The following is a 22,677-nucleotide window of genomic DNA, read 5'->3' on the forward strand; positions in this document are numbered from 1 at the left end:
CGACAGGCTTAGTAGTCGCGACGTCCACCGCTACGGCCCGAATCGCTGTAGCGATCCTTGCCGCCGCGTCCGCCGCCGCCGAAGCCGCCACGTCCGCCACCACGGCCACCGCCGAAGCCGCCACGTCCGCCGCCACTGCGACCGCCACCGAAGCCGCCGCCACGGCCGCCGCGGAAGCCACCGCGGTCGCCGTCGTCTTCACGACGTGGGCTGCGGCCATTGTCGAGCTCGAGCTCAATGGCTTCGCCGCCGATGCGGGTCTTGGACAGTGCACGCCACTGGTCCTTGGTCAGCTCGGCTGGCAGCTCGACCAGGGTGTGGTCCGAACGGATCTCGATGCCGCCGATTTCCGAAGAATTGAAGCCACCTTCGTTAGCCAGTGCGCCAACGATCGAGCCTGGCTGCACGCGGTTGCGGCGGCCAACGGCCAGACGGTACATGGCGTTGCCTTCAGCAGCGGTCTTGCGGGCACGTGGACCACGATCGCCACGCTCACCGCGTTCGCCGCCGCGCTCTGGGCGATCCATGCGGGCCTTCTTCGAAGGCGACATGACTGGTTCGGTCATCAGCAGCGGGCGACCGCCCTGAGCCATCAGAGCCAGCGCAGCTGCGATTTCCAGCTGATCCAGGTCTTCGTGCTCGGAAGCGAACTTCTCCACGATTTCGCGGAAGGTAGTCAGGTCCTGGCCGCTGATGGTCTTGTCGATGCGATCGGTGAACTTCTGGATACGGCGGTCGTTGACCGAATCCAGCGAAGGCAGCTGCATCTGGGTCACCGGCTGGCGGGTAGCCTTCTCGATGGCACGCAGCAAGTACTTCTCGCGTGGGGTCATGAACAAGATCGCGTCGCCCTTGCGGCCGGCACGGCCGGTACGGCCGATGCGGTGCACGTACGACTCGGTGTCATGCGGGATGTCGAAGTTCACGACGTGGGAAATGCGCTCGACGTCAAGTCCGCGAGCGGCCACGTCGGTTGCAACCAGGATGTCGATCTTGCCCGAGCGCAAGTTCTCGATGGTGCGCTCGCGCTGCTGCTGCGGGATGTCGCCGTTGATGGCGGCCGCGGTGAAGCCACGAGCCTTCAACTTGTCAGCCAGGTCCTCGGTAGCCATCTTGGTACGTACGAAGGCGATAACGCCTTCGAAGGTCTCGGATTCCAGGATGCGGGTCATGGCGTCAAGCTTGTGGGCGCCCATCACCTGCAGGTAGCGCTGGGTGATGTTGGTGCCGGTGGACTGCTTGGACTTGACTGCAACTTCCTGCGGGTTGCGCAGGTATTCCGAAGCGATGCGGCGGATGGTGCGTGGCATGGTGGCCGAGAACAGGGCAACCTGCTTGTCCTCTGGGGTGGCTTCCAAGATCTTGTCGACCTCTTCGGCGAAGCCCATGCGCAGCATTTCGTCGGCCTCATCAAGGACAACGTACTGCAGGTTGGACAGGTCCAAGGAACCCTTGTTGATGTGGTCGATTACGCGACCTGGGGTACCAACGACTACCTGGGCGCCACGGCGCAGGCCGTTGAGCTGCGGGCCGTATGGCGAGCCACCGTACACTGGCAGAACGGTGAAGTTCGGCAGGTACTTGGCGTAGGAAGTGAAAGCCTCGGCTACCTGGAGGGCCAACTCGCGGGTTGGAGCCAGAACCAGGATCTGAGGGGTCTTGGCTGGACCATTGGTGTCAGCCAGTTCTGCCATGCGGGACAGGGCAGGAAGTGCGAAAGCAGCGGTCTTACCGGTACCGGTCTGAGCCAGACCGACAACGTCGCGGCCTTCGAGAAGCAGTGGGATGGTTGCTGCCTGGATTGGCGATGGCTTTTCGTAGCCAAGGTCGGCAAGCGATGCAAGCACGCGGGCATCCAGACCAAGTTCGGAGAAGAGCACAGTTGGCTCTTCTGGGGTCTGGTTGTCGTCGGTGTTTACGGGCATGTCAGAAGACACGAAGAATTACCTCATTCGTTTGGGGATAGGCCTTGGCCGTCCCAAAAGAAACGACGTATAGGCTGCACAGTCAGATACAAGTCACGCTCATCAAGCGCTCCCCTATGACATAAAGACCCGCACACACTTTGCGGAAAATACAACACGAGAAGGCTCCGGCCTCAAAAATTGGGCTGGATGCGAGAGGGATACCCTGATGTTCGCGAACACTTAATGCTAGCTTGAACCCACCACTATTGTCAGTGTCCAGAGCGTGTGAGATCGGGCACCGCGCTGGAACACGTAGGGTTGTACATGTGAAGAAACCACTTTTTCCACGACGTCCCAACGAGCCAACCCCCGGCGGATTATTCATCGCCCAAATGCTATGGCTCCTAGCCGGAGTGCTTTTTCTCGGCTTCGGCGGCTTCCTGGTTCATGAGCATACCCAGCAGTCCACCATGGGCTTCGCGGTCATTGCACTGATCATCCTTTTTGCCGCCGCCGGCCTGGCCTGCTGTGTGCTGGGTTACCGCTTATTCACCGGAGACCGGGCAGCACGCACCCAATTGTCGTGGGTCGGACTGATCACCGCACTGCCGTTGCTGCTGCGATTCGGCCGTTATTCGATCCTGGCGGCCATCATCATGTTCAGCGTCGTGCTGATGTGGATGCCTGCGAGCAACAAGTACTTCAAGATCGTAGATCCCAAGCCCGCCAAGCCCCGCCGGTAGGCAGGCCACCAGCAAGAAGGCTGCACAACTGAAAGAACAAAGGACCTGAGGTCCGCTTGCCCGTTAGGCAGCGGAACTCAGGTCCTTTGGCTTTGGCCTTAGAGGTTGGTGAAGGCCTTTTCCAGATCCTCAATCAGATCGGCCGGATCTTCAATGCCAACCGAGAGGCGCAGCAGGTTCACTGGAACTGCCAGCTCGGTGCCCTTCACCGAAGCGTGGGTCATCTCCGATGGGTAGTTCATCAGCGATTCGATGCCACCTAGGGATTCAGCCAGGGTGAACAGCTTGGTGCTCTCGGCAATCTTGCGAGCTGCTGCTTCGCCGCCGTTGAACTGCACCGAGACCATGCCGCCGAAGCCGGACATCTGCTTCTTGGCGATCTCGTGGCCGGGGTGGTCTTCGAAGCCCGGGTAGAGCACGCGCTCCACTTCGCTGCGTTCGCGCAACCACCCGGCAACCTGTGCGGCGTTCTCCGAGTGGGCACGCATGCGCACGCCCAGGGTCTTCAGCCCGCGGGTGGTCAAGAAGGCGTCCATTGGGCCCGAGACCGCACCGACGGCGAACTGGATGAAGCCGATCTTTTCTGCCAGCGCCGCATCCTTGACGATCACTGCACCGCCGACCACATCGGAGTGGCCGCCAATGTACTTGGTGGTCGAGTGGACCACGATGTCAGCGCCCAAGGTCAGCGGCTGCTGCAGGAATGGGCTGGCGAAGGTGTTGTCCACGACCAGCAGCGCGCCGCCGGCGTGGGCGATTTCAGCGACCTTGGCGATGTCGGTGATGGTCATCATCGGGTTCGATGGGGTTTCAACCCAGACCAGCTTGGCCTTGTTCTTTTCGATGGCGGCAGCCAGCGCTGCTTCATCAGCCATGTTCACCGGGGTGTTGCCGATGCCCCAGTCGCCCAGCACGCGGTCGATCAGGCGGAAGGTTCCGCCGTAGGCGTCGTTGCCCAGCACGATGTGGTCACCGGGACGCAGAATCGCACGGATCAGCGAGTCCTCGGCGGCCAGGCCGGAGCTGAAGGAGAAAGCGTGGTTGCCGAACTCGGCGCCAGCAAGCTGTGCCTGCAACGCGTCGCGGGTCGGGTTGGTGCCGCGGCCGTACTCGTAGCCGTTGCGCAGGCCGCCGATGCCGTCCTGGGCGTAGGTCGAGGAGAAGTGCAGCGGTGGAACTACAGCACCGGTGACCGGCTCGAATTCCTGGCCCGCATGGACAAAGCGGGTGTTTGCTCCCTGATGGTTTTCAGTCATCGATATCAATCCTTTGAGGTGTTGTCTCTAGCGGGTGGAGTAGGCCAATAGATCAGCTGCGGTAGCTGCGGCGATCACTTCGCCGCCCTTGGTCAGCAAAACCGCGGGATGGCTCTTGAGCAGTTCTTGGGCATGTTCGGCGGTGTCTGCAGTGCCGATCAGCGGCATCGGCAGATCACCTAGGTCCGCCAGGGTGCTGGTTGGTTCTGCGCCGGAGAGCAGTGCATCGGTGATGTCCCCTGCCCCGATGACCCCACGGATTTCTCCGATACGGGCCGGAAGCGGTGCAGCAGAAACCACCAGTGCGTCATCGCCCTGTTCGCGCAGTGCCTTGGCAGCCTCAGCCAGGGTGGTTTCCAAGGTTATGGTGCCAGTGCCCTGCTTGGCCAGAGCGGCGCCGATGAAGTCCAGTGCGGAGTATTCATCGGTAGTGAAGCCCTGGTCCAGCATCCACTGGTCGTTGAAGATCTTAGCCAGGTAGCCGCGGCCGCCATCCGGGGCGATCACCACTACGACGTCATCTTCGCCCAGGTCCTTGGCCACGCGCAATGCGGCAACCACGGCCATGCCCGAGGAACCGCCCAGCAGCAGGCCTTCTTCCTTGGCCAGACGGCGGGTCATTTCAAATGATTCCGCGTCGGTGACTGGTTCGACAACATCCGGGACGGATGGGTCGTAGTTCCCCGGCCACATGTCTTCGCCCACGCCTTCAACGAAGTACGGGCGGCCGGTGCCACCGGAGTAGACCGAGCCATCGGGGTCCGCGGCGATGATCTTGACCGGGCCCGAGGCGCGGTCGGCGGAGATCTGCTTGAGATAGCGTCCGGTGCCGGTGATGGTGCCGCCGGTGCCGGCGCTGATTACTGCGTGGGTCAGCTTGCCTTCGGTGTCATTCCAGATTTCCGGGCCGGTGGTTTCGAAGTGGCTATCGGGTGCGCCGGGATTGGAGAACTGGTCCGGCTTGTAGGCGCCGTCGATCTCGGTGACCAGACGGTCCGAAACTCCGTAGTAGGACTGGGGCGAATCCGGGGCGACTGCGGTGGGGGTGACAACGACCTTGGCACCGTAGGCACGCAATACGTCGCGCTTTTCTTCGCCCACCTTATCCGGGGTGACGAAAATGGTGTCGTAGCCCTTGAGCTGGCCGACCATGGCCAAACCAACACCGGTGTTGCCGCTGGTTGGTTCCACGATGGTTCCGCCGGGCTTGAGCTGGCCGGATTCTTCGGCGCGCTCGACCATCTTCAATGCGATGCGGTCCTTGATGGAACCGCCCGGATTCAAGTACTCAAGTTTCACCAACACGGTGGCTTTGATTCCGTCGGTGACTCGATTGAGCTTCACCAGCGGGGTATTGCCGATCAGATCTAGAACTGTGGACGCATACTTCATGTCAAGAACTTTACCGGCGTACGTCATACATGTCGTTCCGGTACGTAGCGAAACGTCACGCAGTGGACGAAGAGTTTTCTCCAGTGCTAGCGGCAGCGGGCCCGCGTTTCTGTGGGGCGGACGCTATAAGATGCGAATTATGGAGAAGTCGTTGAGCGTCCAGTACGACCCGAAGCGCCCGGTATCGCTGCTCAAGACTTTGGGAATCCTGCGCCGTGGCCTGGGTGATCCGACCATCCGCTTATCGGCCACCGAGGCGTGGCTAGCTTTTGCCACACCTTTGGGAGATGCCTCATTGCATCTGCACAAGCCTTCAACCAGCTCGCCTGCGGCATTGCAGGCGTGGGGCCCGGGAGCACAGTGGGCTTTGGAGTCTGCGCCGAATTTGCTGGGCGCTTTGGATGACTGGAGCGATTTTGACCAGGGAATCAAAGAAGGAAGATTCCCGCAGATCGTTGCGCGTACCCGACTGGAACATCCCGATGCGGTATTGCCCACTACCGGGCGGATCTTCGAGCACGCGGCAGGTGCGATCTTGGAACAACGGGTAACCGGAATTGAAGCTAATCATGCGTGGCGTTGGATAATCCGCCATCTAGGACACCGCGCTCCCGGTCCGGTACCCGAAGGGCTGATGATTTTTCCCGAACCGCACCGGTTGGCATCCATGAAGCGATGGGACTGGCAAAAGGCGAGGGTGGAAGCCCAACGAGCCAACACCATGGGACGCCTGGTGCAGGTGGCGCATAGTTTGCAGTGGTGGGCTGGCCAACCAATTGACCAGGTCAAGCCTGCGGCAATGCCTCCGGGAACGTTGGCGGCCGCTTTGGCTTCGGTGCCCGGTATTGGGCCATGGACCATTGCCGAAACTTTGCAACGCTCCCATGGAGCCGGTGACTTTATTTCGGTGGGTGATTACCATCTTGCCGATTTTGTTGGCCAGGTGCTGACCGGAAAACGAATCAGTGATTCGCAAATGCTGGAATTATTGGCACCCTACGCCCCGCATCGTCAACGCGTCGTGCGGATGCTGATGCTTTCGGGGCAGAAAAAACAAAGCTTCGGACCCCGCTACGCGCCGTTGGATCACCGGCGGCGCTAAGGAGTCCGAAGCTAGAAAGGATACTTAGGAATCAGCCTGTGCGGCTTCTTCAGCAATCTGCTTATGCACTTCGCTCATGTCGATGCCCTTGACTGCGGTGACAAGGTCTTCGAGCTGGGTCTGGTTCAGCGCACCAGCCTGCGAGAACACGAGGACGTTTTCGCGGAAAGCCATGATGGTTGGAATCGAGGTGACATTCGCGGCGCGGGCCAAGCCCTGCTCTGCTTCGGTATCCACCTTGGCAAAAACAACATCGCTGAACTTCTCGGAAGTCTGCTCGTAAACCGGCGCAAAATTACGGCATGGTCCGCACCAAGCTGCCCAGAAGTCCACCAGGACGATGTCGTTCTCATCAATCAGCTGCGCGAATTCGTCTTCGCTCACATTTTTCGTTGCCATGGTTATACGGTAGCCGATCCTTATTTGAAATATGTAGAAAGGTGATCTTGGTTGGACCCGGGAATAAAAACAATGCCGGTAGCCATGCATACCTTCCGTATGCAAAAAACTCCCGGATCCTAAGATCCGGGAGTTATTTTGTGGCAGATACTGGATTCGAACCAGTGAAGGCGTTGCCAGCTGATTTACAGTCAGCCCCCTTTGGCCACTCGGGTAATCTGCCGAGTACGTTCGTTTCAAGAACATTTGCTCTTGTCGGAACGAGAAATAACTCTACAGGAGATTTTCGATGTTGTGAAATCGAGAAGGGTGTTTTTGCTGTAAGCCTGATCACACACCAAATTCAGAGGGTAAAACGGCTCTTCAGGATTGAGAGTGTAACCAAGGCCTAAACCCGCCAGTCTCCAGCAACGACCGTGCGATATAGTGCGTCAGATTCTTGAACCCCAACGCGATACCCCGCAAATGCTCTAACCGGCCATTGAGGGCTTCAGTAGGCCCATTTGAACTGCCGACGTGGTCAAAATACGCGAGGATGTCCGTCTTCCTCCGCCGCAGGGTGCCACCGAGCTTCTTCAGCTCCGGCAACCCCTTCGGGACCTTTGAGCCAACCCCGTTGATCAGTTGCTCCAACGCCCACCGCCCGATCTCTGGTTTCGGTTGCCGGTAGGCATCCACCATCTTTTGATACACGCTCCAGACCAGTTGAACCGGCTCATACTCCGGCGCCGTAAAAAGGTCCTCAAGCTTGGCTTTCTGCTTGTCAGTGGCTAAGGACAGCCCCGTGGTCAAGATCCGACGGCACTTATACAGCGGGTCATCCTTGCGTCCCCGCCGGCCATGCTGTCCGCGCTGGACCCGCTGCCGGGTTTGATCCAGGGCCTCGGAACCCAATTTGACGACATGGAACGGATCCAAGACCTCCACCGCGTGGGGAAGCTCTTCGGCAGCTGCGGTTTTGAAGCCGGTGAACCCGTCCATCGCGACCACGTCAATGCCCTGCTTCCACTGGTCGTCTTGTCCGGCCAGCCAGGTCTTGAATACGGCTTTGGACCTTCCTGGAACCATATCCAGCAGGCGTGCGGTGCCGGTGCCATCGCGCACGGCGGTGAGATCCACGATGACGGTGACGTATTTGTCGCCGGTGCGGGTATGCCTCCATACGTGTTCGTCTACGCCTAAGACCTTGACGCCGGAAAACCGTGCAGGGTCATCGATCAGCAGGCGTTGGCCTTCAGCCAGCACTGCGTCGTTGGCGGTATTCCAAGTGACGCCGAGGCCTTCGGCGATCCGTGAGACGGAGAGGTGTTGGCAGACCAAACCGTTCAAGGCCCAGGCCAGGCCGGTCCTGCTGATTTTCTGGCGTTCCGGTGCAGCTCTGGACAGATCTTCACGCCACACCCGTTGGCAGTGGCCGCAGCGGTAGCGTCGGTGTTTGATGACCAGGACGGTCGGACGCCAACCGAAGGGTTGGTGGGCAAGTCTGCGGGTGACGGTATCCCTCGGTGTTCCTTCGCCCCCGCAGGTGCGGCACCACGGGTTCGGGGTGGTGACGTGGCAGAGGATCTCGGCTTTCGCTGCGCCCAGGTACTGCCCAATTGCGGTGAGTCCTAAGCCATCAAGTCCGGTGAAAGTGGTGAGGTCTGGTTCGGTGAAGGTAGAATTGAGCAACGTCGAGGTCTTTCAAGAATGTTTGTGTGGAAACTTCCATTCTTCTGGAAGACCTCGACTTTTTCGCGTTTTGGCGACATGCCCGGGATCCCGGGTGTTGGTTTTAGGTGGCTACACTCTCAATCCTGAAGAGCCGGTAAAACCGGTAGGCTATGAATCGAATCAGACCCGTTTCAACTAGGAGTATTCACATGGCTAGTGATTCCACATTCGACGTCGTAAGCAAGGTTGATAGCCAGGAAGTCGCCAACGCGATGAACCAGGCTCAGAAGGAAATCGTACAGCGCTACGATTTCAAGGGCATTGGCGCTGAAGTTGATTTCAGCGGCGAGAAGATCCTGATGAAGGCCAACTCGGAAGAGCGCGTGAACGCAGTGCTCGATGTCTTCCAGTCCAAGCTGGTCAAGCGCGGCATTTCCTTGAAATCTCTGGATGCCGGCGAGCCATTCGCCTCGGGCAAGGAATACCGCATTGAGGCAAGTATCAAGGAGGGCATCGCCCAGGATGTTGCCAAGAAGATCAACAAGTTGATTCGCGATGAGGCTCCTAAGGGCGTCAAGTCCACCATCCAGGGTGACGAGCTGCGAGTATCTTCGAAGTCCCGCGATGATCTGCAGGCCACCATGGCTCTGCTGCGTGACTTCGAGGAAGCCGACCTGCAGTTCGTGAATTTCCGCTAAGACTCCCCGTGCGCCATTAAGCGCATCGCACAGCGAGGGCTGTTTCCCACGGCAATTGGGAAACAGTCCTCGCTGTTCTTTTTAGGTGGCGCCTGAGCGCCTCGTTCAGGAGTTCTCGTCGCTCTGGTAGTTCCGCTGATTCGATTTCGCTTCTTGGCGGGCTTTCTTCCTAAAGTATTTTTCGCGAGTCTTGTCGCGGGCACGAGATTTGATCTGCGCAACGTCGTCGGCGAAATGTTCTTTCGTCATTGCCTTGAATTCACTGAACCGGGCTTGTTCTTCTTCAGGTGTCGGCCCCTTTTCCCACAGCTTGAGCCAGAAAATCTCTGCCGCATTGCAAACCGCAATCAGGCTTGCCGCCAAAAGGCTGTCGTGCATCGAGCCGGTGAGTGCGTAGGACGCCACGAAACTGATCACCAGCCCCGCAGTAAACGGAAGTACAGCAAAGGGCACTCCCCCAGGGTTCGACCGGCCTTCTTTCAGGACCATTGGCCTGGCGATGATGGCACCAACGATTTCCGAGACGATGTAGGAAATCACCAAGCAAAGAGCGATCCTGCCGAAATCGGTGTCCAGGGTGATCCACCACGAGCAAATCCATGCCAGAACCAAGGCGATCAGGCACTTGATGGCACCTGTTGTCAGTTGGCCGGTGATGGCCCATGCCAGACTCGGCAAACGTGCTTGTTCAGGACCTGGCATACTGCTCCTTCTTCAACACCTGTACGTGCTCGTTCTGCTTTTCTCTAACCATCGAATCACATCACATCACCCGTGCGTGGCTAGGTAAGTAGGCGAGCCGCAAATCGTTGTGACGCTCGAAGCCAGAAGTCCTTCCTTATTCAGGAAGAGCGCATTAAAACGGAGGAAGGCCGAACCCTGCGTTGCAAGCAGGATGCGGCCTTCAGCATCAAGACGATGTTTGGCTCAGTACTGGCGTCCGCCAGCCATCGCCTCAAGACGTGCGATGCGATCTTCCATCGGAGGGTGGGTGGAGAACATGCGCTTGAGACGCGAACCGAACGGGTTGGCGATCATCAGGTGCGAGCTGTTTACCAGCTTCTGGTCATTAGAAGCCAGCGGAGCCTGGCTGATTCCGGATTCCAGTTTGCGCAGCGCACTGGCCAGCGCCAGCGGATCGTTGGTCAGCTTGGCACCATCTTCATCCGCATCGTATTCACGGGTGCGGCTTACGGCCATCTGGATGATGGAAGCTGCCAGTGGCGCCAGCAGCGAAAGTGCAATCAAGGCAATTGGATTCACACCGCGGCTATTGCCTCCGCCGCCGAAGAACATCAGGAACTGGGCAACGGAGGTGATCACACCGGCGATTGCCGCAGCAACGGAGGAGGTCAGGATATCGCGGTTGTACACGTGCATCAGCTCGTGGCCCAGCACTCCGCGCAGCTCGCGCTCATCCAGAAGCTGCAAGATGCCTTCGGTGCAGCACACTGCCGAGTTCTGTGGATTGCGGCCCGTAGCGAATGCATTTGGCGAAGCAGTGGGCGAGACATACAGGCGCGGCATCGGCTGCTGCGCGTTCATCGACAGCTCGCGCACGATGCGGTACATGCCGGGCTGCTGCTGTTCGGTGACCGGGTAGGCATGCATCGAGCGCAGGGCCAGCTTGTCGCTGTTCCAATAGCTGTATGCGGTGCTTGCAAGGCCAATCAGCGCGAAAATCCAGATGAACATCGACCGTCCGGTACCGGCGGCGATCAGCGATCCGATAGCCAGCAGCAAGGCGATCATTCCGCCCATCAAGAAGGCGGTTTTCAGTCCGTTGTTATGTCCATGCACGGTGAGGTACTCCCTTAATGAAGCAAGCCAAGTTGGTGTTCTCTAGTCTAGTCAACGTCTGGAATTCCGGTTGTGTTCCGGTGAAAAGATCACATGAAGGTGTGGCGTTGCCGGCATCGAGAGCCTAGGGGAATATTCCAACCGCGTTGACGTTGTACTTTTAAGCTGTGGTCCCGCATTTTATTTTCCGTCCGGTCCACGACTCCGATCCACATCGTGTCTGAAAGTGTGCGCTCTGCATGTCCTTAAGTACCGCTAAACCGATCCGCTCCGAACACAGTTACGGGCTGATCCAAGGCACCGCCGCGTACCTGATTTGGGGCATGCTCCCAGCTTTTTTCCTGCTGCTGCCCGCAATCTCGGCTTTCGAGTTCGTTGGCGTGCGAGTGATTTACTCGCTGATATTCTGCCTGTTGCTGTTGGCATTCACCGGACAGTTCAAGCAGTTCGCGAAGATGTTCAAGGATTCCAAGACCATGTGGCAGCTGGGGCTGGCCAGCGTGCTGATTGCCGCGAACTGGGTACTCTACGCGTTGGCTGTGCTGACCGGCCATGTCTTGGAAGCGTCACTGGGCTACTTCATCAATCCCATTGTGGCGATCCTTCTGGGGGTGATTGTCCTGAAGGAAAAGTTGCGCTCGTTGCAGTGGGTTGCTGTCGCCGTAGCCACCGTTGCGGTCATCGTCCTGACCGTTGGCCTAGGCCGGGTGCCGTGGATTTCCCTCGGCTTGGCTTTCTCCTTCGGGTTCTACGGCTTGGTGAAGAACAAAGTGGGGCAAAGCGGCACTGCGCTGGGCTCGTTGACCATTGAAACCCTGTGGCTGACTCCATTGGCCATTGCCTATCTGATCTGGCTGGCCGTTAACGGGCAGTCAGCATTATTCTCCGCAGATGTCCCCGGGCATCTGCTCTTGGCCGCCAGCGGCATCATCACCGCTGTTCCACTGCTGCTCTTCGGCGGGGCGGCACGCCGACTGCCGTTGAGCACGGTGGGATCCTTGCAGTTCCTCGCCCCGCTATTGCAGTTCATCTTGGGCTTGGCGGTCTTCGGCGAGCATATGCCTTTTGAACGCTGGGTCGGCTTTGGCTTGGTGTGGGTCGCGGTGATTTTTGTCCTCGTGGACATGCTGCGCACTCCACGGGTTGGGCCCATGCCCGAACCGAAAAAACTGGCCTGATAACCGGGCGGTCTGCAGCGCTTAATACAGCGAATGCCTCGAATCCCCTGTTGGGAGATTCGAGGCATTCGTCGTTTTCAAGCCGAAGCCAGGCTGCTTACGCGACGGCCTTGCGGATAGCTGCTTCGAGCACGTTGAACGCATCTTCGAGCAGTTCGTCGCCGATTACCAGTGGAGGCAAGAGGCGGACCACGTTGCCGTAGGTACCGCAGGTGAGGATCAGTACGCCCTGGGCCAGGCATTCGGTGGCGATGGCCTTGGTCAGCTCTGCGTCTGGCTCCTGGCCGCCGGCCTTGACGAATTCCATGGCCACCATGCCGCCGCGGCCACGGATGTCACCGAGTTCCTTGATGTCCTTCTGCAGTGCGCCAAAGCGGGTGAAGAACTTCTCTTCGATCTCGCGGGCACGGCCTGCCAGATCCTGCTCTTCCATGAACTTGATAGACTCCAGGGCTGCGGCCACGGCTACCGGGTTGCCGCCGTAGGTGCCGCCCAAGCCGCCGCCGTGCACCGAGTCAAGCAGTTCGGCGCGGCCGATGATGCCCGACAGCGGCATGCCGCCGGCGATGCCCTTGGCCAGGGTGATGATGTCAGGTTCGATGCCTTCGATGTCCGAGGCGAACCAGGCGCCGGAGCGTGCGAAGCCGGCCTGGACTTCATCGGCAACGAAGACGATGCCGTTTTCCTTGGCCCATTCGGCGATGCGTGGCAGGAAGCCGGTGGCTGGGACGATGAAACCGCCCTCGCCCTGGATTGGTTCGATGATGATCGCAGCGATCTGGTCGCCGCCGATCTGCTTCTCCATGGCCAGGATGGCGCGCTCTGCTGCTTCCTTGCCGGAGATGTTCGGGTTCTCTTCACGGTATGGGTAGCTCATTGGCATGCGGTAGATTTCCGGTGCCAGTGGGCCGAAGCCGCGCTTGTATGGGGCTGCCTTGGCGGTCAGGCCCATGGTGAGGTTGGTGCGGCCGTGGTAGGCGTGGTCGAAGGCCACTACGGCCTGGCGGCCGGTGGCAATGCGGGCTACCTTGATGGCGTTCTCTACCGCTTCGGCGCCGGAGTTGAAGAAGACTGCGCGCTTCTCGAAGTTGCCCGGGGTGATGGTGGCCAGCTTCTCTGCCAGTTCGATGTAGTTCTCGTACGGAGCAACCATGAAGCAGGTGTGGGTGAAGCGGGCGGCCTGTTCGGCCACAGCCTTGGCAACAGCCTGGTTCGAGGCGCCGACAGTCGTCACAGCGATGCCCGAGCCCAGGTCGATCAGCTGGTTGCCGTCGACATCAACAATGATGCCACCATCAACATCCGCTGCGTAGACCGGCAGGCTGGAAGCGACGCCAGCGGCAACTGCCTTGGCACGGCGTGCAGCCAGTTCCTGCGACTTCGGGCCGGGGAATGGGCCGTTGATCTTGCGCTGCTGATCAATGCGGTAGGTAACGTCCATGTGTTGTCCTTCCAGAACTTGTTCACGAGCTTGGTCGCTCTGATTTCTCTCTACCTAGAGAGTATTCTTCTCATGACCATGCGACTACGAGGATCGGCACAACGACCTCCGTGTCGCGTAGTGCATTTGCACAGAAAAAGACCTCTGCGTTTCAAGCTGTGCTTGCTACGCAGAGGTCTTCAATTCAGCTGATGCCTGCAGGTATCAGTTGCCTGCCGAGCCAGCTGGCTCGATTACATCATCGTCGTGCTTTTCAGGGTGTCGATTCAGGCTGATCAACGCGACGGCCAGGCCGCCCCAAATGGTCAGCATGGAAATGATCATGAAGACAATCGCAATAGCGCTCATGGCTAGTATTCCTTTCCAGTGACTTCAGGAACTTCTTCAGCCTCGACATTTGCCCGATGCTGATCGAATTCAGGATCATTGATCTTCGAATTCCGGCTCCATGGAACCAGTGAGAGCAGAACCGCGCCGACAATCAGCAAGCCGGCCATGCCCCAGCCGAAGACTCCGTTGAACCAGACCGGGTAACCGCTGTAGGACTCGGCCATCTTGCTCTGGACTTCATTGATCAGCATGTAGCCCAAGGCTGCCGGGCCGATGCCGCCAACCAGGACCATCCAACCGGTACCCAGCTTGATGGAGCTGTGGCGGTTCAGGTGCTTGGCAAGCTTAGGCAGCATGCCCAGGCCAGCGCCGAAGACAATCACGATCACCAATGCACAGGCAAGGATGCCGAACTGGTTCACGAAGGCGTCCATGGTATCGAGCAGGTACAACCCGGTGGTGGTTGGGAACAGCAGCATGGAAATCAATGCCACTGGGAGGACCACGACCAGGGTCGCGGACTGGCGCTTCCAGCCCAGCTTGTCCTGGAACGCGGCAACGATGACTTCAAGGATGGAAATCAGCGAGGTCATGCCCGCGAACACCAATGAACCGAAGAAGAGCACGCCGATGACGCTGCCCAGCGGAGCTTGGGACACGATGGTCGGGAAGGCGATGAATGCCAGACCAATCCCCGAGGTTGCGACCTCGTCGACGGAGCTGCCCGCGTTGTAGGCCATGAAGCCCAGGGCCGCGAAGACGCCGATGCCGGCCAGCAGCTCGAAGCTGGAGTTGGCGAAGGCTACGACGTAGCCCGAACCGGTCAGATCGCTCTTGCGCTTCATGTACGACGAGTAGGTCACCATGATGCCGAAGGCTACGGATAGCGAGAAGAAGATGTGGCCGAAGGCTGCCGCCCATACCGATGGGTTGGACAAGGCCTCGAAGTTTGGGGTGAAGAAGGTGTTCAGGCCATCGACTGCACCTGGCAGGAAGACCGACTGCACTACCAGAACCAGGAACATGATGATCAGCAGCGGCATGAAGATCGCGTTGGCACGCGAGATGCCCTTGTTGACACCGGCAACCATGATCACGATGGCCAACAACCATACGCACAGCATTGGGAAGAAGACGCTGCCAACGAAATCGAAGCCAACGGTAACTTCATCCTGGACCTGCAAGAAGTCGCCCATGAAGAATCCGCCCGCGCCGTCAGCGTTCTTCTCCCACGACTTGGTGATGGAGAACCAGCAGTACATCGCGGCCCACGCAATGATGGCTGCGTAGTAGATGGCGATGACGAAGCAGATCAGTACCTGCCACCAGCCCAGGACCTCAGCCTTGCGGTTGGCGCGGCGGTACGCCAGCGGAGCCGAGCCGCGGTAGCGATGGCCGATGGAATAGTCGAGGAACAGCAATGGGATACCAGCGCAGAGGATTGCGACCAGGTATGGAATCAGGAATGCGCCGCCGCCGTTTTCGTAGGCGACGTAAGGGAAACGCCAGATGTTTCCCAGACCAACGGCCGAACCAATCGCTGAAAGGATGAACAACTTTCGGGAGCTGAAAGTCTCACGCTTTTCGGTTGCGAGTGGAGCGCCCTGTGATGAAGATGGAGTGCTCATGTGTCTAAGCTACTGCAAAGTTTCACATTATGGTCATTTTTTGGGTCCGCGTGTCCACGTTTTGAGCATTTTGCTAAACTGGGAACTTTTCGCCATCAGCCTAGAATGGCTGTATGGCAATTAGCTTACGCGGTCTCCTGGAACATGACGAGCTCGATCTCAGACCGCTGACCGAACACAAGCACCGCGGCGACATGGTTATCACATGGGGAGCCGTGACCGAACTGCTGGACCCTTCGCAGTTCCTCACCGGCCGGGAAATCGTCTTGACCACCGGGGTGCGCCAGAAGACAAAAACCGCCCAGCGGCAGTTCGTCAAAGTCCTTGCAGCCAATGATGCCGTGGCTTTGGGCTTTGGTACAGGGCTGGAGCACAATTCGGTACCGCAAGCCACCGTTGAAGCCGCCCGCGAAGTCGGGCTGCCGGTCTTTGAAGTCCCCTATCAGATTCCTTTCGCCGCGATCACCCGGCTGATCGCCGAAGCCTTGAATTCTGATCACCTCAAGCGTGTGGAAAACCTGCTGAAGTCCCATCAGAAGCTGGCCCAGACGCTCCTGTCATCGGACTTGGACAGCATGCTTGAAGATCTCGAACGCATGCTCGGCACCCAAGTGGCGCTGACCCTGCACGGTGAAGTGATCAGCGGCGACTTTGACCCGGCCCGCTCGTGGCATTCCCGCCCGGTAGCCACCGGACTGCGCGATAAGTGCACCCTGCATATTGCAGAGCCATATGTGCACCAGACCGTGGTCGATTACGCGCAGTCGCTGATTGGACTGGAATTGGCTAATAAGGCGCGACTGCGTGCCTCCCAGCGCCAAGCCAACGGCCAGGTGCTTGAAGATCTTGCCGCCGGCACCTTGGTCGGCGCTGATGCTGCGGGACGCTTGGGTGCGCTGGGTTTGAATCCCCAGCGTGAGCATTCGGTCATCCTGGTTCAGGCTCCATCCCATATCGAACGGCTGCAGACCCTGCCTTTGCCTGCCGACCTTTCTTCCCAGGTCTCGGCCATGGTCGATGACCGCTTGGTGATCGTGGTTGCGCACAGCAAGCTGCAGCTTTCAATCAAGCATCTGGATGAGTACCTCCTCACCGCCGGCGTTCCAGCCCGCGTGGGTTATGGAGGCCGCTATGCAAATACCACCGGCATCCGCTGGAGCTATTTCGAGGCCTTGGAGTCATTGCGCCATGGCGAACGGATCAATGAACCTACTAAGCTTTCGCTGACCTCGTTGCTGCTTGCGGCTCGGGATGTGCCGCTGCAGGATTTGGCCATCGAAGCGCTGGGGCCTTTGCAGGAATTCGATGCATCCCACGATTCTGATCTTCTGCTGACCTTGCGCGAATACCTGAACCGCGACGGATCGGTGGGTGCAGTGGCGGAGTCCATGAGCCTGCATCGCAATACGGTGCGCTACCGGATCCAGCAGATTTCAGAGCTCTCGGGCTACGACCCAAATGTGACTAGCGACCGAGTCCAGCTCTGGATCGCGTTGAGCGCGCTTGAGCTTGGCTAATCTCGATAGGATAAAGACATGGCAGACATGTTTCTAGAGAAGTTCTGTTCCCTGGTTCCCAAGTACTTGGAAGACCAGTGGAACGAAGCCGACGGCTTGAGCGCTGAAGAATTGCGTGAAGGACTGGCGCAGTCCGAAGTTTCCATTCCTTTTGTCCTTGAAGAGTTCTATCGCGCTCTGGGCAACAATGAAGACTTCATGGAGGCCTACCACTACTTCTTCGACCCAGAAGAACTGGAAATTGAAGACGGCTACCTGCTCTTCCTAGAGGATGAGGAAGAGAAGTTCGTTTGGGGCTTCAAGGCTTCCCAGCTCGATGTTCCGGATCCGATTGTGTACCGCCGCAGCAATGCCAAGGGCAAGTGGACCAGTGAAGAAGGCACGTTCAGCGAATTCACCCTGGACATGTTCACTTGGGTATTTGAAGAGCTGGCCGCCGAATTGGAGGACTAGTGCTCCACCGTTCCCATGAACCAGCCAACTACCAATGTCCTTTCTGCGAGCTGGTCAATGACCTGCCTTTCAGCCAGGACAACTTGTGCGCGCCCACGGATCTGATCTATCAGACAGATCTGGTGGCGGCCATCATGGCTTGTGACGGGTTCGGAAACTACGGCGGGCATGTAATGATCATTCCCACCGCGCATTTGGAAGCACTCTACGATCTGGATGAGGCCACCGGTGCGGCGATTATGCGCGAGACCAAGCGCGTGGCCTTAGCGATGAAACTTGCGTGGAATCCAGAAGGAACGAGCACCCGGCAGCATAATGAACCAGCGGGAAACCAGCATGTGTGGCATTACCACCAGCATGTTTTCCCCCGCTATGCCGATGATGAGCTGTATCGGCAATTGCGCCACCGGGTATCCATCGAGGACCGGGCTGCCAAAGCCCGCGAGCTGCGCCAAGCGCTATTCTCGGGTGAGCATCCGATGCCGCTATCCCCGGAAGGCATCATCAGATAAGCCGCTTCGCTGATTAAGCACGAAATCCCCGGAAGACTTTTACAGTCTTTCGGGGATTCGTTGTTTCAAGCTTCTTTAGGCTTCGCGGGTGACTACCGCATCTGCAAAGGAAATCAGTGCCTGCTTCACGGTTCCTTCTGGCAGTGGCGCCAAGACGGCAATCGCGTCATCGGCCCACTGGCGTGCGGCCTTCCATGCATCATGGATGGCCTGGTGCGCGGTGACAGCTTCTACGGCGGCAGCCAAGGCTTCGTCGCTGGTCAGATCAGCGTCAACCAGCTCGATAGCCTGCTGTGCCTGCACATCCCCGTTGGCAGCGGCCTGGCGCAGCAACAGGATCGGCAGGGTTGGTACGCCCTCGCGCAGGTCGGTGCCCGGGGTCTTGCCCGAGTCAGCTTCCTTGGAGGCCAAGTCAATTACGTCATCGGCAACCTGGAAGGCCACGCCAACCTTTTCGCCGTATTCGCGCAGCACGTCGATGAATTCCGAGGCGCCGCCGAAACGAGCACCGAAGGCGCCCGAGGTCGAAAGGAGCGAAGCGGTCTTGTCACTGATCACCTGGATGTGGTGCTCAATGACGTCATCGCCTTCGCGCGGGCCGATGGATTCATGCAGCTGTCCAAGGCACAGTCGTTCGAAGGTGCGCGACTGCCACATGACCGCTTCCGGGCCCAGCTCGGAGCCGAAGACCGAAGCACGGGCGAAGATCAGGTCTCCGGCCAAGATGGCTACGGAATTGCCCCAGACTTCGTGGGCGGTCGGTGCACCACGGCGCATTGGAGCGGAGTCCATAACGTCATCGTGGTACAGGGTAGCCAGGTGGGTGAGCTCCACGACGGCCGCGGCCTTGATGACATCGTCATTCACGCCTTCGCCCAGCAGGGAGGTCAGCAGCACCAGCAGCGGGCGCACGCGCTTGCCGCCGGCTTCAACCAAGTGGCGGCTGGAGGCGTCAATCAACGGATCAGAGTTTGCCAGCGCATCGCGCAGCAGCTTCTCCACCTTTGCCATGCCGATGGAAATAGCCGGACCGAAGTCCGGGTCCTCGGCCAGCAAAGCAAAGCCCGAGGGAAGATTGATGGCCGCAGCTAATGCAGCGGTTTCAGGATTCAGCTCAATCGAGTCCGACACGTCGTGTCCGGCTGCGGTCCAGTTGCTCTTCGAATCAGTCACTGTTCTACGGCTTACTTATCTTTCATCGGGTTGGCCATCGCGGTATGCGAAGACTTTCTTGCCTGCAAGATGCACGCAAACATCTCTTCACTCTAGCCGATGCTTTCCACTGCACGTTGCTGGCACGGCCAGACCGGGTCAACCGGCCTGATGCCAACGACCTAAGAGGTCGATTTAGAGTTTACCGGGTTCACCCAGCACTTCGAACCAGACCCGGCCGATCCCACAGGGGTGACCACGGACACCCGCAACCCTTTTTCCCCGGCGTTGCGCGGTAGGCTTAGCCTTATCATGTCTGCAGATTCGCCTGTTCTCAGCGCCAGCGCTCATCAGCCGTTGGCTCCTGTTCTCACCAGCATCACCTTTGAATACCTTGATGCTCCCGAAACGCTAGTTGCCGACTCATTGCGTCACCGGAGCATGGTTTGGACCCGCAACGGCCACGGCTTGGTCGGTTTTGGTACCGCCGCCCGCTTGCACACTCATGGTGAAGAGCGCTTTGCGCGTGCCCGCGCATGGTTTGCACAGGTAGTTGAACAGGCGCAGATCGTTGACCCGATTTCCCGCCCCGGCAGCGGACTGGTCTCTTTCGGCTCTTTCGCATTCTCCTTTACCTCCGTCTTCGAATCTCGCATGGTGATCCCCCAGCTGGTGATTGGCCGCGATGAGGAAAAGTCATGGATCACCGTCACCGGCAGCGCCAAGGAACTAGAAGGCCTGACCTATCAGCAGGCCTTGGCTCGCGCTGAAGCGGCCATGGCTGATGCCTCGGCACCAAAGTCCGCACCTGGCCGGATCGAGTTGACCAGTGGACAGCTGACTGCCGGCTCTTATCTGCAAGCCGTTGACCAGGCCTTGAGCCGTTTCGAGGAACGCGGCATTTCCAAGTTGGTACTGGCTCGCGATGTCTTGGCCCATAGTTCCACCTCTATCGATCTTGCTGGCGTCATGGCCGCATTGACCGAACGCTACGGGAATTGCTGGACCTATTCGGTTGACGGCTTGGTCGGAGCCACCCCGGAGATGCTAGTGCGCGTGACCGATGGCTTGGCCGAGGCCCGGGTTCTGGCAGGTACCTTGGACCGTGCCGCTGCAGGCGCGCAGGAACCTGGCTTTGCCCAGCGTAATCTTTTTGAAGACCCGAAGCAGCGCAATGAGCATCAGCTGGCGATCGATTCGCTCACCGATTCCTTGAATCCAATTTCCCACGGCATGAATGCGCCGGAAGAACCGTTCATTCTGGAACTTCCCAATGTGTGGCACCTGGCCAGCGATGTGCGGGCGCAGTTGCGCGCCGATACCGCTGGCGTACTGCCTACGGCGCTGGATGTCGCCGAGATCTTCCACCCGACGGCTGCGGTTTGCGGCACCCCGACCAAGAAGGCCGGGGTTCTCCTGCGCGAGCTCGAGGGCCTGGACCGCGGACCGTACGCCGGTCCGGTGGGTTGGGTTGACAGCCGTGGAGATGGCGAATTCGGCATCGCGCTGCGTGGCGGAATCCTGGAAGACGAAAAGCTGATGCGCCTGTACGCGGGCTGCGGCATTGTTCCGGGTTCGGTGCCCGAGGATGAGTTGGCCGAGTCATGGGCGAAGATGCGTCCAATGCGCCAGGCCCTCGGAGCCGAATAAGCTCATTGCCAAAGTGGACGGGCTATTGTTTCGGGGCTATGTTTCGCTAGCGTAAATTTTCCTTACCCTAAACGACACTTGTGTGAAGTGCGTCTCGTGCTGGTGTTAGCGCGGTTATGATTGGGACATCGCAGTGATCCACTCGCAATAACCCGAAAGTAGGTTTTGATCCTATGCGTAGCCCCAGGAAAAAATTTGCCGCTGCCATCGCGCTCAGCTCCGTTGCACTTCTAGCTATGACCGCCTGCGGTTCCGATAGCGGCTCCAGCTCAGAGTCGGAGGGAGCAGCCTTCCCACTCAACGAGGGCAAGCTGACAGTATGCTCGGATATCCCCTACGAGCCATTTGAATTCAAGAAAGGCGACGAGATTGTTGGCTTCGATATGGACGTAGCCGCGGAAATCGCCAAGGATGCCAAGCTCGATCTGAACGTCATCGACGACAGCTTCGATTCCATTGAATCTGGCCTGTTCAACACGAAGTGCGATATTGCCATCTCATCGATCTCCATCACCGATGCGCGCAAGGAGAAGATGAATTTCTCTACTCCTTACATGGATGACGACTTGGTATTGATCGCTAAAAACGGCTCGGGCATCACCGATCTGGAAACCGCCAAGGACAAGAAGGTTGGCGTCCAGCAGGCTACGACTGGTGAAAAGTACGGCAAGGAGCAGGGCCTCGAGCAATTAGTCGGCTTCGAAGATGCTGGTCTGCAGACCCAGGCATTGCTGGCAAACCAGGTGGAAGCCGTATTGGGCAACCAGTCGGTGCTCGGTTACGCAGTGAAGGACGAGCCTGATTTCAAGGCCGTCGCCAACTTCAAGACCGGCGAACAGCTCGGTATCGCAGTCCCTAAGGACAATGCAGACACCCTGGAACTGGTCAACGGCACGTTGAAGCGATTGACCGATGCAGGAACCATGGAAGAACTGACCGTGAAGTGGTTCGGCGAAAAGTAATTTTCAGCTGAACATGGATAGATCTACCGAGCGGGGGTTCGGCACGCAAATTTTGCCGTCTGGCATTTTTGCTACCCGAACCCCCGCTACCTTTACGAGAGGTACAAACCAATGGCAATGACTACCCGTCAGCGCGCCCGGATGAGCAAAACCATTCAGATTGCGCTCTTCTTTGTCATCATCATCGCCCTAGCTGCGCTTGTGGATTGGAAGAAAGCGTCCTACGCATTCTTCTCCTTCGACAAACTCGGACCGATGTTCCCAGACATGATCCTGGTTGGCTTGAAGAACACCATCTTCTACACCATCATTTCCTTCGCCTTCGGCTTAGCCTTAGGTCTCTTGCTGGCGTTGATGAAGATGGCAAGCTTCGCGCCCTACCGGTGGTTCGCCACCGCGTTCATCGAATTCTTCCGCGGTATCCCCGCCATTCTTGTCCTTTTGGCATTTGGCATCGGTTTGCCACAGGCATTCGGCACCCAATGGCCTCAGTCGGTCAACGTCATGTGTGCACTGGGGCTGGTCTCCGCTGCATACATCGCGGAAACCCTGCGTGCTGGTCTTCAGGCTGTGCCAAAGGGACAGACCGAGGCTGCTCGTTCGCTGGGCATGCCAGCGTGGCGTGCCATGGTCACGATCGTCATCCCGCAGGCATTCAGAATCGTGCTTCCACCAATGACCAACGAGATCATCCTGCTCACCAAGGACACTTCGCTGGCGTTTATTCTCGGTGCAACGATTGCCCAATACGAAATGACCAAATTCGGTCGCGATGGCATTACGCAGTTGGACGCAGGCATCACCCCGCTGGTTGTTGCGGGCCTGTTCTACCTTGTCATTACCATTCCGTTGAGTTTGGTTGCCCGTAAATTCGAATCCCGCACTACGAAGACCAAGCGCTAGA

At 58.6% G+C, this 22,677-nt stretch carries 21 protein-coding genes and 1 tRNA gene; 10 read left to right on the top strand and 12 right to left on the bottom strand.

Annotated elements, in window-relative coordinates:
- Positions 1-8 precede the first annotated feature (8 nt).
- A complete protein-coding gene (locus AARI_RS12980) occupies positions 9-1,925 on the bottom strand; it encodes a DEAD/DEAH box helicase (RefSeq protein ID WP_041648936.1) in 1,917 nt (638 codons plus the stop codon).
- A gap of 308 nt (positions 1,926-2,233) precedes the next feature.
- Between AARI_RS12980 and AARI_RS12985 the strand changes: the two genes are divergently transcribed.
- Positions 2,234-2,650, top strand: a complete 417-nt coding sequence (locus AARI_RS12985; protein ID WP_013349736.1) for a hypothetical protein — start codon at positions 2,234-2,236, stop codon at positions 2,648-2,650.
- 98 nt (positions 2,651-2,748) lie between these two features.
- On the opposite strand, the gene AARI_RS12990 is transcribed toward AARI_RS12985, so the two are convergent.
- Positions 2,749-3,906: a cystathionine gamma-synthase gene (locus tag AARI_RS12990; protein WP_013349737.1), complete on the bottom strand. Its 1,158-nt coding sequence runs from the start codon at positions 3,904-3,906 to the stop codon at positions 2,749-2,751.
- A gap of 27 nt (positions 3,907-3,933) precedes the next feature.
- Positions 3,934-5,298 carry a pyridoxal-phosphate dependent enzyme gene (locus tag AARI_RS12995; protein WP_013349738.1) on the bottom strand — a complete coding sequence of 455 codons (1,365 nt, stop codon included), beginning with the start codon at positions 5,296-5,298 and terminating at the stop codon, positions 3,934-3,936.
- Between the two features lie 151 nt (positions 5,299-5,449).
- Here AARI_RS12995 and AARI_RS13000 point away from each other — a divergent pair, with 151 nt between their 5' ends.
- Positions 5,450-6,400 carry a DNA-3-methyladenine glycosylase family protein gene (locus AARI_RS13000; protein WP_049862643.1) on the top strand — a complete coding sequence of 317 codons (951 nt, stop codon included), beginning with the start codon at positions 5,450-5,452 and terminating at the stop codon, positions 6,398-6,400.
- A gap of 24 nt (positions 6,401-6,424) precedes the next feature.
- Here AARI_RS13000 and trxA read toward each other — a convergent pair whose 3' ends face one another.
- From trxA to AARI_RS13015, 3 genes are all read right to left on the bottom strand, one after another.
- Positions 6,425-6,799 (bottom strand): thioredoxin, encoded by a 375-nt coding sequence (gene trxA / locus AARI_RS13005; RefSeq protein WP_013349740.1) that lies wholly within the window; start codon positions 6,797-6,799, stop codon positions 6,425-6,427.
- Positions 6,800-6,940: 141 nt separating this feature from the next.
- A tRNA-Tyr gene (locus tag AARI_RS13010) sits at positions 6,941-7,022 on the bottom strand.
- 140 nt (positions 7,023-7,162) lie between these two features.
- Positions 7,163-8,470, bottom strand: a complete 1,308-nt coding sequence (locus AARI_RS13015; protein WP_013349741.1) for an ISL3-like element ISAar20 family transposase — start codon at positions 8,468-8,470, stop codon at positions 7,163-7,165.
- Positions 8,471-8,661: 191 nt separating this feature from the next.
- On the opposite strand from AARI_RS13015, the gene AARI_RS13020 reads away from it, so the two are divergent.
- Positions 8,662-9,150 carry a YajQ family cyclic di-GMP-binding protein gene (locus tag AARI_RS13020; protein ID WP_013349742.1) on the top strand — a complete coding sequence of 163 codons (489 nt, stop codon included), beginning with the start codon at positions 8,662-8,664 and terminating at the stop codon, positions 9,148-9,150.
- Between the two features lie 105 nt (positions 9,151-9,255).
- On the opposite strand, the gene AARI_RS13025 is transcribed toward AARI_RS13020, so the two are convergent.
- Positions 9,256-9,852, bottom strand: coding sequence for a hypothetical protein (locus AARI_RS13025; RefSeq protein WP_013349743.1), 597 nt, complete (start codon positions 9,850-9,852; stop codon positions 9,256-9,258).
- Positions 9,853-10,077: 225 nt separating this feature from the next.
- Positions 10,078-10,950: a zinc metalloprotease HtpX gene (gene htpX / locus AARI_RS13030; RefSeq protein ID WP_013349744.1), complete on the bottom strand. Its 873-nt coding sequence runs from the start codon at positions 10,948-10,950 to the stop codon at positions 10,078-10,080.
- Positions 10,951-11,189: 239 nt separating this feature from the next.
- Here htpX and rarD point away from each other — a divergent pair, with 239 nt between their 5' ends.
- Positions 11,190-12,128 carry an EamA family transporter RarD gene (rarD, locus tag AARI_RS13035; RefSeq protein WP_013349745.1) on the top strand — a complete coding sequence of 313 codons (939 nt, stop codon included), beginning with the start codon at positions 11,190-11,192 and terminating at the stop codon, positions 12,126-12,128.
- Between the two features lie 97 nt (positions 12,129-12,225).
- Here rarD and gabT read toward each other — a convergent pair whose 3' ends face one another.
- The 3 genes from gabT to AARI_RS13045 all read right to left on the bottom strand — a co-directional run bounded on the left by gabT (position 12,226) and on the right by AARI_RS13045 (position 15,527).
- A complete protein-coding gene (gabT, locus tag AARI_RS13040; protein WP_013349746.1) occupies positions 12,226-13,569 on the bottom strand; it encodes a 4-aminobutyrate--2-oxoglutarate transaminase in 1,344 nt (447 codons plus the stop codon).
- A 204-nt stretch (positions 13,570-13,773) separates the two neighbouring features.
- Positions 13,774-13,917, bottom strand: coding sequence for a methionine/alanine import family NSS transporter small subunit (locus AARI_RS19325; protein WP_013349747.1), 144 nt, complete (start codon positions 13,915-13,917; stop codon positions 13,774-13,776).
- A 2-nt stretch (positions 13,918-13,919) separates the two neighbouring features.
- Positions 13,920-15,527, bottom strand: a complete 1,608-nt coding sequence (locus tag AARI_RS13045) for a sodium-dependent transporter (protein ID WP_013349748.1) — start codon at positions 15,525-15,527, stop codon at positions 13,920-13,922.
- Between the two features lie 113 nt (positions 15,528-15,640).
- Here AARI_RS13045 and AARI_RS13050 point away from each other — a divergent pair, with 113 nt between their 5' ends.
- From AARI_RS13050 to AARI_RS13060, 3 genes are read left to right on the top strand one after another with little or no spacing between them, the layout of a single operon-like run.
- Positions 15,641-17,044 (top strand): PucR family transcriptional regulator, encoded by a 1,404-nt coding sequence (locus AARI_RS13050; RefSeq protein ID WP_013349749.1) that lies wholly within the window; start codon positions 15,641-15,643, stop codon positions 17,042-17,044.
- An 18-nt stretch (positions 17,045-17,062) separates the two neighbouring features.
- Entirely contained in the window at positions 17,063-17,497 is a 435-nt protein-coding gene (locus AARI_RS13055; protein WP_013349750.1) for a hypothetical protein, read from the top strand.
- On the top strand, positions 17,497-18,009 hold the full coding sequence (locus AARI_RS13060; protein ID WP_013349751.1) for an HIT family protein: 513 nt from the start codon (positions 17,497-17,499) through the stop codon (positions 18,007-18,009). Before AARI_RS13055 ends, AARI_RS13060 begins: the two co-directional genes overlap by 1 nt.
- A 75-nt stretch (positions 18,010-18,084) precedes the next feature.
- On the opposite strand, the gene AARI_RS13065 is transcribed toward AARI_RS13060, so the two are convergent.
- A complete protein-coding gene (locus tag AARI_RS13065) occupies positions 18,085-19,182 on the bottom strand; it encodes a polyprenyl synthetase family protein (protein ID WP_013349752.1) in 1,098 nt (365 codons plus the stop codon).
- A 291-nt stretch (positions 19,183-19,473) separates the two neighbouring features.
- Between AARI_RS13065 and AARI_RS13070 the strand changes: the two genes are divergently transcribed.
- From AARI_RS13070 to AARI_RS13080, 3 genes are all read left to right on the top strand, one after another.
- A complete protein-coding gene (locus AARI_RS13070) occupies positions 19,474-20,811 on the top strand; it encodes an isochorismate synthase (protein ID WP_013349753.1) in 1,338 nt (445 codons plus the stop codon).
- A gap of 173 nt (positions 20,812-20,984) precedes the next feature.
- Positions 20,985-21,773, top strand: a complete 789-nt coding sequence (locus tag AARI_RS13075) for an ABC transporter substrate-binding protein (RefSeq protein ID WP_013349754.1) — start codon at positions 20,985-20,987, stop codon at positions 21,771-21,773.
- Positions 21,774-21,884: 111 nt separating this feature from the next.
- Complete coding sequence (locus tag AARI_RS13080) at positions 21,885-22,676, top strand: amino acid ABC transporter permease (protein WP_013349755.1); 792 nt, start codon at positions 21,885-21,887, stop codon at positions 22,674-22,676.
- Position 22,677 lies beyond the last annotated feature (1 nt).

It is taken from the genome of Glutamicibacter arilaitensis Re117, assembly GCF_000197735.1.
In the GTDB taxonomy this organism is placed as follows: Bacteria; Actinomycetota; Actinomycetes; order Actinomycetales; family Micrococcaceae; genus Glutamicibacter; species Glutamicibacter arilaitensis.

Coding starts and splice junctions, on each gene's coding strand:
- AARI_RS12980 (WP_041648936.1), bottom strand. CDS start 1,925: ATGCCCGTAAACACCGACGACAACCAGACCCCAGAAGAGCCAACTGTG.
- AARI_RS12990 (WP_013349737.1), bottom strand. CDS start 3,906: ATGACTGAAAACCATCAGGGAGCAAACACCCGCTTTGTCCATGCGGGC.
- AARI_RS12995 (WP_013349738.1), bottom strand. CDS start 5,298: ATGAAGTATGCGTCCACAGTTCTAGATCTGATCGGCAATACCCCGCTG.
- trxA (WP_013349740.1), bottom strand. CDS start 6,799: ATGGCAACGAAAAATGTGAGCGAAGACGAATTCGCGCAGCTGATTGAT.
- AARI_RS13020 (WP_013349742.1), top strand. CDS start 8,662: ATGGCTAGTGATTCCACATTCGACGTCGTAAGCAAGGTTGATAGCCAG.
- AARI_RS13025 (WP_013349743.1), bottom strand. CDS start 9,852: ATGCCAGGTCCTGAACAAGCACGTTTGCCGAGTCTGGCATGGGCCATC.
- rarD (WP_013349745.1), top strand. CDS start 11,190: ATGTCCTTAAGTACCGCTAAACCGATCCGCTCCGAACACAGTTACGGG.
- gabT (WP_013349746.1), bottom strand. CDS start 13,569: ATGGACGTTACCTACCGCATTGATCAGCAGCGCAAGATCAACGGCCCA.
- AARI_RS19325 (WP_013349747.1), bottom strand. CDS start 13,917: ATGAGCGCTATTGCGATTGTCTTCATGATCATTTCCATGCTGACCATT.
- AARI_RS13045 (WP_013349748.1), bottom strand. CDS start 15,527: ATGAGCACTCCATCTTCATCACAGGGCGCTCCACTCGCAACCGAAAAG.
- AARI_RS13050 (WP_013349749.1), top strand. CDS start 15,641: ATGGCAATTAGCTTACGCGGTCTCCTGGAACATGACGAGCTCGATCTC.
- AARI_RS13055 (WP_013349750.1), top strand. CDS start 17,063: ATGGCAGACATGTTTCTAGAGAAGTTCTGTTCCCTGGTTCCCAAGTAC.
- AARI_RS13070 (WP_013349753.1), top strand. CDS start 19,474: ATGTCTGCAGATTCGCCTGTTCTCAGCGCCAGCGCTCATCAGCCGTTG.
- AARI_RS13075 (WP_013349754.1), top strand. CDS start 20,985: ATGCGTAGCCCCAGGAAAAAATTTGCCGCTGCCATCGCGCTCAGCTCC.
- AARI_RS13080 (WP_013349755.1), top strand. CDS start 21,885: ATGGCAATGACTACCCGTCAGCGCGCCCGGATGAGCAAAACCATTCAG.